Annotated in this window: 10 protein-coding genes; 5 read left to right on the forward strand and 5 right to left on the reverse strand. The window is 67.0% G+C overall.

What is annotated here, in order from left to right:
• Positions 1 to 3: 3 nt before the first annotated feature.
• On the reverse strand, positions 4 to 1,503 hold the full coding sequence (locus AB0M14_RS32165; RefSeq protein WP_365002045.1) for a serine/threonine-protein kinase: 1,500 nt from the start codon (positions 1,501 to 1,503) through the stop codon (positions 4 to 6).
• A gap of 129 nt (positions 1,504 to 1,632) precedes the next feature.
• Between AB0M14_RS32165 and AB0M14_RS32170 the strand changes: the two genes are divergently transcribed.
• Positions 1,633 to 3,129 (forward strand): S1 RNA-binding domain-containing protein, encoded by a 1,497-nt coding sequence (locus AB0M14_RS32170; RefSeq protein WP_365001867.1) that lies wholly within the window; start codon positions 1,633 to 1,635, stop codon positions 3,127 to 3,129.
• Between the two features lie 24 nt (positions 3,130 to 3,153).
• On the opposite strand, the gene AB0M14_RS32175 is transcribed toward AB0M14_RS32170, so the two are convergent.
• Together AB0M14_RS32175 and AB0M14_RS32180 are read right to left on the reverse strand one after the other, a co-directional pair.
• Positions 3,154 to 3,528, reverse strand: coding sequence for a DUF4186 domain-containing protein (locus AB0M14_RS32175; RefSeq protein ID WP_365001869.1), 375 nt, complete (start codon positions 3,526 to 3,528; stop codon positions 3,154 to 3,156).
• A gap of 66 nt (positions 3,529 to 3,594) precedes the next feature.
• Positions 3,595 to 4,413, reverse strand: a complete 819-nt coding sequence (locus tag AB0M14_RS32180) for a class I SAM-dependent methyltransferase (RefSeq protein WP_365001872.1) — start codon at positions 4,411 to 4,413, stop codon at positions 3,595 to 3,597.
• Positions 4,414 to 4,928: 515 nt separating this feature from the next.
• On the opposite strand from AB0M14_RS32180, the gene AB0M14_RS32185 reads away from it, so the two are divergent.
• Together AB0M14_RS32185 and AB0M14_RS32190 are read left to right on the forward strand one after the other, a co-directional pair.
• Entirely contained in the window at positions 4,929 to 6,254 is a 1,326-nt protein-coding gene (locus AB0M14_RS32185; protein WP_365001875.1) for a family 1 glycosylhydrolase, read from the forward strand.
• A gap of 85 nt (positions 6,255 to 6,339) precedes the next feature.
• On the forward strand, positions 6,340 to 6,678 hold the full coding sequence (locus AB0M14_RS32190) for a hypothetical protein (protein WP_365001878.1): 339 nt from the start codon (positions 6,340 to 6,342) through the stop codon (positions 6,676 to 6,678).
• A gap of 42 nt (positions 6,679 to 6,720) precedes the next feature.
• Here AB0M14_RS32190 and AB0M14_RS32195 read toward each other — a convergent pair whose 3' ends face one another.
• Together AB0M14_RS32195 and AB0M14_RS32200 are read right to left on the reverse strand one after the other, a co-directional pair.
• Complete coding sequence (locus AB0M14_RS32195) at positions 6,721 to 8,754, reverse strand: CocE/NonD family hydrolase (protein ID WP_365001881.1); 2,034 nt, start codon at positions 8,752 to 8,754, stop codon at positions 6,721 to 6,723.
• A 147-nt stretch (positions 8,755 to 8,901) separates the two neighbouring features.
• Complete coding sequence (locus AB0M14_RS32200) at positions 8,902 to 9,600, reverse strand: WHG domain-containing protein (protein ID WP_365001883.1); 699 nt, start codon at positions 9,598 to 9,600, stop codon at positions 8,902 to 8,904.
• A gap of 154 nt (positions 9,601 to 9,754) precedes the next feature.
• Between AB0M14_RS32200 and AB0M14_RS32205 the strand changes: the two genes are divergently transcribed.
• A complete protein-coding gene (locus AB0M14_RS32205; RefSeq protein WP_365001886.1) occupies positions 9,755 to 10,684 on the forward strand; it encodes an NAD-dependent epimerase/dehydratase family protein in 930 nt (309 codons plus the stop codon).
• A 68-nt stretch (positions 10,685 to 10,752) separates the two neighbouring features.
• The gene (locus tag AB0M14_RS32210) at positions 10,753 to 12,480 is read left to right on the forward strand and encodes a GMC family oxidoreductase (RefSeq protein ID WP_365001888.1); all 1,728 of its coding nucleotides are present in this window, start codon (positions 10,753 to 10,755) and stop codon (positions 12,478 to 12,480) included.
• Positions 12,481 to 12,502: the final 22 nt, after the last annotated feature.

The following is a 12,502-nucleotide window of genomic DNA, read 5'->3' on the forward strand; positions in this document are numbered from 1 at the left end:
GTGTCACAGTGGAGCATTCGCCCACCACCGATCCTTCAACTCGATCCCCGTCGTCCCCGCCTCCGTAGGCCGGCCGGAGACGTGGATCCGGCAGAATTTCCGTTCCGGGTCATCGAAGAACACATCGAGGACGCCCCGCTTCTTCCCGAGATGAGCGGGGTCGGTGCCGGAATATGCTTCCGTGCCCCAGAACAGGTGCCCGCTGCCCGAGGAGCGCGTCCACCGCTCATCGCCCATTACCGCGTTAGCCGGACCCTGCTGGATGGGCGTGCGGTCGGCGTTGCAGAACACGACCACACGGGATACCGGGTCGCCATCGCCGACGCATTCGATGCTACCCACCGTGACGGTCGCATCGAGTGTGGCGGTCTTCTGCAGGCCGCCGCTACTTTTGGCGTTGGATACCTCGCAAGCCGTCATATCCTGATAGCCGACCCCGTACGGCCATGGCGGCAGCAACGCCGGAACCGCCTCCGCGATAAAGGTGAAGGTGCCCCACTGCTCCGGATCTACACTGTCCGCCACTGGCCGATGTGGCCCCTCGGCCGCCGGTTCGTCATCGCGATCGACGACGAACCACACCCCGGCCACCGCCACCGCGAGCGCAGCCAGCACCGCACCGGCGCGCACCAGTCGCCGACGGGATGAACCCTGCTGCGCCACAGGTGGGCCCGGGATGGCCGGCACCGCCCGCGCGGCCGCCGCGAGTGCGCCGCAACTGTCGTATCGATCGTTGGGATCCTTCGCCATCGCCGTCGCGATCACCGCATCGAATCCTGCGGGCACCCGCGGATTCCGCTCCGACGGACGCGGCGGCGGTTCGTGCAGATGCGCGTAAATCGTCGATCCGTGATTGTCGCGCGGGAACGGCACTGTGCCGGTCAGCATTTGGAACAACGTGCAACCCAGCGCGTACACGTCGGCGCGGTGGTCGGTTTCCTCGCCGCTGATCTGCTCCGGCGCCGCATAGGCCAGCGTGGCGCTGATTCCGCCGCCGACCACCGTCGTGGCATCGTCGGCGGGCCGCGCGATGCCGAAATCGGTGACCAGCACTCGATCCGGGCCCCCGGGTTGCTCGGCGATGAGAATATTCGCCGGTTTCACATCACGATGCAGCAATCCGGCCCGATGGATCTCATCCATTCCCTGCGCCGCTTCGCTGAGAATCCGGACGGTTCTCGGGATATCACCGGCCGTCTGACCCCGCCGAATCAACTCCTCGAGATCGAACCCATCGACACACTGCATGGCGATCCACAGCCGGCCATCATGCTCCCCACGATCACGCACCTCCACCAAATTCGGATGATGCAAACGCACCGCGATTTCGGCTTCCCGCATGAACTTCGCCCGGAACCCGGAGTCGCCACTGCGTTCCTCCGACAACACCTTCAGCGCGTCCACCCGCGGCAAACGCGGATGGTGTGCGGCATAAACCGTACCCATCCCGCCACTGCCGAGCGCCCGCTCGATCCGATATCCGGCGAAGACGTTTCCCTCCACCAAACCCAACTGGGACCTCCCACCCCTGTCGGAAAGCGACTATCTAGCAACCGAACATGTTGCCCCGCAATCAACTACGACACTATACGCGCGAAGCCCGGGCGCACGGCCGACCGTAAACTTCCAGGGGTGCTGAATTACGTCTATCAGGTCACCAAATACAGTCCGGCCGACCGTGATCAGCATGGCCACTACATCGGCAGCGAACCGTCGACCAGCGACCACGGGCCGATCGAAGCCGCCTACCTACAGGCCGTCGCCGCTTTCGCCGCGGCCTCGGGCGTCGACCACCTGGCCATTCGAGAGCCGCAGGTCAGCGGTTTTGTTCACTTCGGCCTGGAGCCGCCGATCGACGGCGATGGCTTGAACGGGGTGCTGCCGGATGGTCTCGCGGGCTACTACGACGGTGCCGTGGTGCCGATCGAGGTCGGCCTGGAAATCGTTCGAGCCATGCTGCGCGACAACGGACTTTGGTGCCGACTCGAGGTGGACGGAGTGTTCACCGTGCACGTCGGCTGGGATCAGTACCTTTATGTCGGCAGCAGCCGGCCTTGCGAATCGGCTGTCGAGCGTACGCGCGCGCTCGGGTTGTTCCCGGAACGGCGGGACGCATCACCGTATGAGTTCGAGCCGGAGAATCCGGAGTATGTGCAGCGCCCAGCGGACGACGATTTCTGGGCCCGCCTGCGGTGGGCGATCGACCACGACCATGCCGCGCTCCTCGAGGAGACCTACGCCTACAACGCCACGCGCTGGCATCGCCTGACACACGACACCCTCCAGGCAGTGCGTTCCAGGTTGTCCCCGCGCGCCCAATTGACGGTGTGGCCCGACCTGCTCACCGCTGTCGACGTGGCGCTGACCGACCTCCCCGACGAAGGCGTGGTCGAAATCATCTGGGAGGACGACGGGCAGATCAGCAGCACCGTCGTGGACGAGACCCAGTTCGAAACAGTGGCCACCCGGATCGCCGGCGCGCGAGCTGCCGGCGTCCTGTCGCTGACCGTCGACGACCGGCAACCGCTGTTCACCGCGGTGCTACCCGACAGCGACGGTGTCCTGCGCGCACGCTGGCAAACCGAACCGACACCCAGCGATCGGGACTGGGCGTTCCTGAAAACCCTCCGGCGCGGCCAGATCGTCACCGGCCGGGTGCTGACTATCGCGAGCTTCGGCGGCACCTTCGTCGACATCGGCGGCGGCACCGCGATGATCAACATTCCGGAGCTGTCCTGGCGCCCCTTCGATCACCCCTCCGACATCGTCACCGTCGGCGCGGAGATCACGGCCGCAATCCTCGATGTCGACATGATCTGCGAACGGGTCCCGCTGTCACTTCGAGCACTGCAAGAGGACCCCTTGCCGCAGGTGACGCAGCGGATCGGCCAGGTGCTGACCGGACCGGTCACCATGGTCACGCCGTTCGGTGTCTTCGTGCGCATCGAAGACCGCGCGGACGGCTTCCAAGGCCTCGTCCACACCAGCGAGCTGGGTGAAACGCCGGGCGCGGTCATTGAGGTGGGCTATCCACTGACGGTGAAGATCCTCGACGTGGACTTGGTGCGCCGCCGAATTACGCTCTCGCGCACACAAGCTCTCGCAGCCGACGACACCCACTGCTCGTAAACAGGTCCTTGTTCCCAGCCCGGTTCACGACGGCGGCTCCCCGGGGGCGTACTGCGCCGTGATCCACCGGCAGATCGCCTCCACGACATAGGCTCGCTCGGCATCGTCCAGGGCCCGACCGGCTGGAATGTCGTGCCAGCGCGCGAGACATGTGCGGCAGCACGTCGCGGTGGCATGCTGCGCCACGAACACGGGGTGCCCGCGGTAGGGCGTCTGGCGGCCGTCGTTGTGCGGTTCGGCCGGAGCGAGTCTGCGATCGATCAAGTCCACGGCATGTTTGCGGACCATGGCGATGCCACGCAGGTCGACCACCGCACGGTCCCGGCCCCGCAGCCGGAAGCTCGCCCGGAAACGGTGCTGCCCGATCCGCTGTAGCCTCGCGTCCAATTCGTCCACCACCCGTGCAACGATCGACGGTTCTAGATCGTTACCCGCTCGATTCGATGAGCTGAGCGCGCACGTCGGCTACTCCGGCACGGTGGCGGTGGCGACGAGGTAACCCTTGGGGTCGCGCCAGGCTTGACCGGGGTGATAGGTGAACCAGTCCTCGATATCGGCGGTGAGGTCGGTGAGGATGGCGCTGCGATGCGGATTTCCAGGGCCGATACCGTCGAAGGTGAACAGGGATTCGGCAAACTGGATGAGCGGTCCGGGGCTGTCGAAGACGAGGGCGTTGTCGCGACGCAGGAGGGTCGCGGTGCCGAAGACTTCATTCATCAACGGCGGCAGCGAGTCGGCGTCGACGGTGTACGGGGGCGCGTCGGTGCGATCAATGCCGTACGTGGCGGCGTGGGCGGTGATGAGTTCGCGCAGGCGGGGGCAGGTTCGGGGGCGGTTGACCACGACGCTCACGGTGCCGCCGGGCTTGGTGGTGCGGCGGAATTCGGCCAGGGCCGCGACCGGTTCGGGGACGTGATACAGCATGTGGCGGGCAGTCAGTACATCGAAGGTGTTGTCGTCGAACGGCATCCTGGTGGCGTCGGCGAGGATGCCGCGCACGCCGGGGATGAGGTCGGCAGATCCCACCATGGCCGCGGAGGTGTCGACGCCGACGAGCGGGCCCTGATGGCCGGCGGCGGCGAGGCTCGCCAGGAACCGGGCGTCACCGCAGCCGATGTCCGCGAGATACTCGGCGCCGGTGAGGTTTATCGCGGCTAGCACGTCGGCCTGTGGGTCGTGCGGCTTCTCGGAGTAGCGCCGGTGGATATCGATCCGCACCTGCAACGCGGTGGGATCGGAGTATTCGGCGTCGAGCTGGCTGAGCGCGCCCGTTGAAGATTTCATCGGTGGTCCTTCGGTCCAGTGGCCGTGGTGACTCCGCGTGTTATCTGGCGCGAGCGTACCCCGCAGTGCTGCCATGAAACCGTTTTCGCCCGTCGCGGGCAGGCACTTCCCTTCCCCTCAAAGCGATCGTGCGTGCTGCTGAGCGTGAGATCGGCTGGGTTAGTTTGCGGCGACTCGGTTTGATAAGTGCATTATATAGTTGGATGCGCATATCTACTTACAGAGATGTTGTAGATGCCACACAGGCGGAGCAGATGTCGATAGAACTGGCGATCCCCTCCAAATCGCTAAGACCAGCACACTTTCCACAAAATCTCCGCCAGCCCGACCACGCACTCCCCTACCCCACCAGCGCGCAACCCGCCGGGCCCACTGCGGACAAATCGGAGTTGGCGGAATGCACAATGAACCCACCGATCCCCGCCCAATTCGGACGCTCGACCAGTTAGGCTGCCGGACAAGTAAATCCGGGCGCCTGCCTGTGCGGCCGATCAACGAATTCCCGCAGGAGACTCATGCGATCCCTCAGTCGCCGCCAGGCCTTGGCCGCCATGTCCAGTTCCGCTGTCGCGCTGATGGCCGGCTCGACAGCGCCGGTGCAAGCGCGCCCGGCCGCCCCCGCGGAGGTGGCGCCGCTGGGCGCCGACTTCCTGTGGGGTGTCGCGGCGTCCGGATACCAGGCGGAAGGGCATGCGCCGGACAGCAACTGGGCGCGCTATGTGGCGGCGGGGAAGACCGAGGACCCGTATCTCCAGTCGATCGATTTCTACACCCGGTACCGCTCGGATATCCAGCTGGCCGCCGATCTCGGCGTCAAGGTGTACCGGATGGGGATCGAGTGGGCGCGGGTACAGCCGCAACCGGGCGCGTGGGACGAGAACGGATTCCGCTTCTATGACAGCGTGATCGCCACGATCAAGGCCGCCGGGATGCGGCCCATGCTGACCCTCGACCACTGGGTGTATCCGGGATGGGAGGTCGATCGCGGCGGCTGGGCCAATCCCGGCATGGTCGAGGATTGGCTGACCAACGCACGCAAGGTGGTCGACCGCTACGCACCCGCCGACCCGCTGTGGGTGACCTTCAATGAGCCCGCGATGTACGTCATCAACGAGACGCGGCACGGCGGAATCGCGCTGCCGGACGCCCCCGCGATGAACGAGCGGCTCGCGCAGTCGCACAACGCGATCTACGACTACATCCACCAGGTGCAGCCGGGCGCGATGGTGACGAGCAATGTCGCCTACATCCCGACCGCGGACGATCTGGTCAGCGGCGCGATGATGTCACGCATCGCCCACAAGCTGGACTACATCGGCATCGACTACTACTACGGCCTCTCCCCCGACACCCTCACCAGCGGGTTCAGCTTCTCCGAGCTCTGGAAGAACTCGCTGCAATCCGAAGGCATCTACTACGCGCTCCAGCATTACGCACGCGCCTTCCCCGGCAAACCGCTCTACATCGTGGAGAACGGCATGCCCACCGAGAACGGGCACCCGCGCGCCGACGGCTATACCCGCGCCGACTTGCTGCGCGACACCGTCTACTGGTTGCAGCGCGCCAAGGCCGACGGCATCAATCTCATCGGCTACAACTACTGGAGCCTCACCGACAACTACGAATGGGGTTCCTACACTCCACGTTTCGGCCTGTACACCGTCGATGTCCTGACCGACCCGGCGCTCACCCGCAAGCCCACCGACGCCGTCCCCGCCTACGCCGCGATCACCCGGGCCGGCGGCGTGCCGCCCCGGTACCGGCCGACCCGTGCCCCGAAGGCCTGCTCGTTCGTCGACGCGCTCGCCAGCTGCCTCGACCCGGTGACCGTCCCGAAGTAGTCACGATCCCCGGAACACGCGTAATTCCGAGTGCCCCAGACGGTTCCGTGCTGTTAGTGTCAGCGCATCTACCTGGGGAGGATAGATGGCAGGCAAGAGCGGTCCGCTCGGAGTGATCCGGCAAACCGGCGGAATAGCCTTTATCGCAGGAGCCATTTGGCTCGGGATTTCCTTGTTCGCGGCGAACGCGGATCCGGGAGCCACACCCGAGTGTGACGGCAAGAAGATGGTGCCCGGCGACCGGTGCATCGTCTACGGGGGTAGCGGCGACAGCTATACCTACGAGTCCAAGCTCGCCGACCAGCGTGCGGGCAAGGAGCGGGGCGAGCAGCACACGCCGCTCGCGATCGCGCTGACCGGGCTCGGCGCGGTCGCCTACGGTGGCGCGGTGGCGGGGCAGCGGCGAGCTCCGGTCAGCGGATAGCCGCGAGGGAACCGGTCCGGAGTCGCCTCCGGACCGGCGCGCTCACCAACCGGGATTGCCGCTGATCGGAATGTTCACCCAGCTCGGCCGGTTCGGATCGAGTTCCAGGTGCTGCGGCCGCAGTTCGCTCTCGTTCAGCAAGGGCCGCAGAGGAAGTCCACGCGGGAAGTTCAGCGCGTACACATCGATGCGGAGCCGGTGGCCGGGTTTGAGGATGCCGTCGGTGGCGGGCAGGCCGACGTCGATGACGGTCGGTTCGCCGGGCACCAGCGGGAGCCGGTCCGCCAGGGTGAGAATCGGGTACGGGTCGGTGTAGTCGCCGTTGGGCGACCGAGTCGACTTGGCCTCGTTGATTTTCCGCAGCGAGGCCTGGAGCTGGCCGCTGGTCCACACCGTGGAGCGACCGTCCGGGGCGACGTCGTTGACGGTGACCGCCCAATAGCCGTCGGTGGAGTCGAGCACCGTGTTCAGGTGCACGGCAATCGGTCCCGAGATCTGGGTCGGCTCGGTGACCGGGGCGCTGGTGAAGGTCAGCCCGTTGGTTTCGTTGATCCGGTCGTCCTTGGCGCAGACATCCAGGATGGCGGTCAAACCCGCGGTGCCGGTGGCGGAATCGCGGGAGCACACGCCGGTGAGCCCGGGTGCCACGGTAAGCCGCGCCGCTCCCCCGGGCTCCGCGGTCAGGCTGCCGTCGTGCACGCTGCGCGCGGTCCCGGAGACCGCGGGGTTCAGGTACATACGCCGGTAATCCATGCCGGGGCGCGGGAATTCGGTGGTGCTGGTCCAGCCGCCGCCTTGCTGCCACACGGTGACATCGGCATAGCTGTCGATGCCGTTGTCGATGCCCTTGAGCCATTTGTCGAACCACGCCCGCTGGAGCACGTCCAGCCGCGGCGGCCCGCCGGGCAGGCCGAGACCGCTGCCGGAAGTCAGGTGGTAGGTGTCGCCCATGATCAGTTTCTTCTGTCCCGCAGGCACATTCACCGCCTGGAAGGCGCGCGGCGAGGAATAGGTGAAGATGTCGTGCCAGCCGCCGTAGACGAAGGTCGGGATTTCGATTCGCTCCGGATGCCCGAGCCAGGCGGTGCGGATGAGCGAATCGTCCTGCAGCAGGTTCAGCAGATAATCGGGCACCTCGGCGATGCTCGGAATCGTCAGCGCGGCAAGCAGATAGTTGAAGAAGGTGAGCGGATCGGCGGCGCGGTCGGCCAGCCATTTCCAGTCGAAGCCGCCGTTGAGCATGGACTGCACGTCGGGGACGAGCTTGGTCCCGTTCACCGCCATCAGCCACACCGGCAGGAACCCGATGCCCACGCCGCCACCGGTGGCGGCGATATCGCGCAGCAGGTCACTGCCGGGCACGACGGGGAAGATCGCTTTCAGCGCCGCGGGTTTGCGTTCGGCGGTGTGCAGCTGGTTGATCGCGGAGTAGGAGACCCCGTTCATGCCGACCGCGCCGGTGGACCAGGGCTGGCGGGCCGCCCATTCCACGACTTCGGCGCCGTCCTGCTGCTCCCGCTCCCCGAAGACCTGCCACATGCCCTGGGAGAACCCGGTCCCGCGGACATCGACGACCACCTGGGTGTAGCCGCTCTGCACGAGTTTGCGGTCCACGCCGAAGACTCGGCCGAGGCCGGCGGGCAGCACCCGGGTGGTCTCGGTGAGTCCGCCCAGGCCGAACGCGGACAGGTCGAAACCTTTCAGGGCCTCCACCAGCAGATCGCTGAGGATCGGGATGCTCTGGGCCGAATCCGCCAGGTTGCCGACGAGTTTCGTGTACGGAGTGAGGTTGACGATGGTCGGCGTCTGCTCCGCCGTCGGCACGCCCGCCGCGTCCGCGGGGCGGTACACGTTGCCTTTGAGCACGGTGCCGTCGCTCATGGTGATCGGCACATCCCAGTCGATGTGCACCTGCGGATAGGTGCGGGGCCCGTCGTGGGTCGCGGTCCAGGAGGCGCCGAGCGCGCCGCCGTCGGGCGTAGCCTGCCCGGACTGCGCGGACACCAGGCCCGTACTCACCGCGATAACCGCACCCAGAGAGACCATGGTCCGGAATAAGCGTCGTCGCTTGTTCATACATCCCCGCTCGAATTGGCGTCCCAGACAACGCCCTTGCCTTACTCGCGGGTAACAGTAACGGTCGCCACAAAGCCGGGCAATAGTGCGTTGTGCCACAGCACAACTCCCTTGTGCACACTCAGCACGGCTGGGCCGCAGCGCAATTCAGCGCCGAAACCCCAGCATGTCGAGCAGCGCGTCGACTTGACGGTCGAACAGTTCGTCGCGATCGGCGAAGGTCTCGGTGCCGTACATGTCGAACAGGTCGGCGCTGACCAGCCCGAACAGCGAGGCCCACAGGGTGACGCCGCGCGTGATCAGCCAGTCCGGCAGAGCGAGATCGAATTGGCCGCGGATTTGCTCGAAACTGCCGGCCAGCGCGGCGGATACCCGCGGCAGCGGATCGGGCGCGGTGAGCAGGCCGCGCTCGTAGGCGCGCGCGAACAGCAACTGCATGGTGGTGATCACTCGGGTGCCCGGGGTCGTGGTCTGCTCGGCGGGCGCGTCGTAGCCGGGCACCGGCGTGCCGAACAACAGTCCGTACCGGGCCGGTTCGGCATGCGCCCAGGCCCGTACGGTGCGCGCGAGGATCAGCAGCTGCGCTTCCGGATCGTCCGGCGCGTCCGCGAGCGCGGCGTCGACCGCGTCGCCGAGCGCGTTGTACCCGTCGACCACGAGCAGCGTGAGCAGTTCGTCGCGGCTGCGCACATAGCGATAGACCGCCGACGACACGACGCCCAGATCACGCGCCACCGCGCGCAGCGACAGCGCGGCCGCGCCATCGGTTGCCAGATGTTCGCGTCCGATCCGGACGATGTCTTCCATGGTCTGGGCGCGAGCGCGGGCACGGGGTGTTGTGGGCATACCAGACACCGTGCAACACATAGAGAGCATTGTCAACAATTGCGAGCACCGCTCTTGACATCGCGCCCGAACCGAGGCATGCTGAACACATCAGAGAGCACCGCTCTCGACAACTGAAAACCCCGGGGCGCCTTGGCCCCTCGAAAGGATCATCATGTCCGACCTGCACATCGTCACCGGAGCCGGCCCCGTCGGCGTCACCATCGCCGAGCAGCTGGCCGCCGCCGGCCGGCGGGTCCGGGTGCTGACGCGCTCCGGCGGCGGCCCGGAGCACCCGCTCGTCGAACGCCGCAAGGTCGATGCCGCCCAGCCCGACCGGCTGGCGGGCGAGTTCGACGGCGCCGCGGCCGTCTACCACTGCGCGGGCGCGTCCGCCTACGCCGCCGCGACTTGGCGCGCGGAGTTGATCCCCGCCCAGCGGACCGTGCTCGACGAGGCGGGCAAGAACGGCACCGTGGTCGTCTTCGCGGAGAACCTCTATTCCTACGGGCGCGTCGATCGCCCGATCACCGAGGACATGCCGCGCACCGCCGACTTCGGCAAGCCCGGCGTCCGCACCGAGTTGGTGCGCGCCCGCGAAGCCCACGCCACGCCCACCGTCAGCGTCGGCGCTTCGGACTTCCTCGGCCCCTACGTCCGCGCCTCACTGTCCGGCGAGCAGCTCTTCGCCCCGATCCTGGCCGGCAAGAAGGCCAAAGCCCTCGGCCGGCTCGATATGCCGCACTCGTTCAGCTACGTGCCCGATGTCGCCGCGGCGATGATCCGGGCGGCGGCCGACGAGGCGCTGTGGAACAGCTTCCTGCACGCGCCGACCGCCCCGCCCGTCACCCAGCGCGAACTCATCGACCTGATCGGGCGGGCCGCCGGCGTGCCCGACCCGCAGGTGCTCGCGCTGAGCCCGTGGATGCTGAAGGCGCTCGGCCTGTTCAGCCCGCCCATGCGGGAGCTGGCCGAGATGAGCTACCAGGGCGCCGCGCCGTTCGTGCTCGACTCGAGTGCCAGCGAAAAGCGCCTCGACCTGCGTCCCACGGCTCTCGACACGGCCGTCGCCGCTACCGTCGACTGGTGGAAAACCCAGGCGTGAGCCGCGCCACTACTGGAGAGTAGTGTTACCGACAGTCACAGAAGACCGGCATCGAGGAGTTCTCCACCATGGACCAGCGGGCGACGGATTTCGACGTACTCATCGTCGGATCCGGATTCGGCGGCAGCGTGACGGCATTGCGGTTGGTCGAAAAGGGCTACAAGGTCGGCGTCCTGGAAGCCGGTCAGCGCTTCGCCGACGACGAACTGCCCAAGACCAGCTGGGAACTGCGCAAGTTCCTGTGGGCGCCGGCGCTGGGCTGCTACGGCATCCAGCGCATCCACCTGCTGCGCGACGTGTTGATCCTCGGCGGCGCGGGGGTCGGCGGCGGCTCGCTGAACTACGCGAACACGCTGTACGTGCCGCCGGAGCCGTTCTTCAAGGACGCGCAGTGGCGCGAGATCACCGACTGGCGCGAGGAGCTCACCCCGTACTACGAGCAGGCGCAGAAAATGCTCGGCGTGGTGCGCAACCCGCACATGACGCCGGCCGACGAGGTCTTCAAGAAGGTCGCCGACGACATGGGCGTGGGCGACACCTTCGTCCAGACCCCGGTCGGCGTGTTCTTCGGCGAGCCCGGCAAGACGGTGGCCGACCCCTACTTCGGCGGCGTCGGCCCCGAGCGCACCGGCTGCATCGAATGCGGTGACTGCATGGTCGGCTGTAAGTACGGCTCCAAGAACACCCTGGTGAAGAACTACCTGTACCTCGCGGAGCGGTCCGGCGCGGAGGTGATTCCGATGACCACCGTGTCCGGGATCCGCCCGCTGCCCGACGGCACCTGGGATGTCGACACCCGCCGCACCGGCGCCCTGATCCGCAAGCAGCCCAAGACCTATACCGCCAAGCACGTCGTGCTCGCGGCCGGCACCCGCGGCACGCAGCAGTTGCTGTTCGCGATGCGCGACAAGGGTGTGCTGCCGAACCTCTCCGCGCGCCTGGGCGTGCTGACCCGCACCAATTCCGAGTCGATCGTCGGCGCGGCCACCAGCAAGGTCCAGCCCGGCGTCGATTTCACCAAGGGCGTGGCGATCACGTCCTCGATCCACCCGACCCCCGACACCCATATCGAACCGGTCCGCTATGGCAAGGGCTCCAACGCCATGGGCCTGCTGCAGACGATCATGGTCGACGGCGGCGGCCGGATCCCGCGCTGGCTGCGGTTCCTGCTGCTGGTGCTGCGCCGCCCGATGGACTTGTTCCGGTTCCTGTCCACCAAGAACTGGAGCGAGCGCACCATCATCTCGCTGGTGATGCAGCACCTGGACAACTCGATCACCACCTACACCAAGCGCGGGCTGTTCGGTCGCAAGCTGACCTCGAAACAGGGCCACGGTGAACCGAATCCGACCTGGATCCCGGCCGGTAACGAGGTGACCCGCAAGGTCGCCGCCGAGATCGGCGGCATCGCGGGCGGCAGCTGGGGCGAGATCTTCAATATCCCGCTCACCGCGCACTTCCTGGGCGGCGCGGCGATCGGCGCCGACCCCGAGCACGGCGTCATCGACGGCTACCACCGCGTGTACGGGTACCCGACGCTCAGTGTCGTGGACGGTGCGGCGGTGTCGGCCAACCTCGGTGTGAACCCGTCGCTGACCATCACCGCGCAGGCCGAGCGCGCCGCCGCGTACTGGCCGAACAAGGGCGAGCAGGACACCCGGCCGTCGCAAGAGGCGGGCTACCAGCGGATTTCGCCGGTAGCGCCGAAGCAGCCGGTGGTGCCCGCGAGCTCGCCCGCCGCGTTGACGTTGCCGATCGTCGAGATCCGCCGCAAGGATGAGAACGCGACCGCCTAAGCGCGAGAACTACATCCGGGGC

Source organism: Nocardia sp. NPDC051832, from assembly GCF_040681285.1.
GTDB lineage: Bacteria > Actinomycetota > Actinomycetes > Mycobacteriales > Mycobacteriaceae > Nocardia.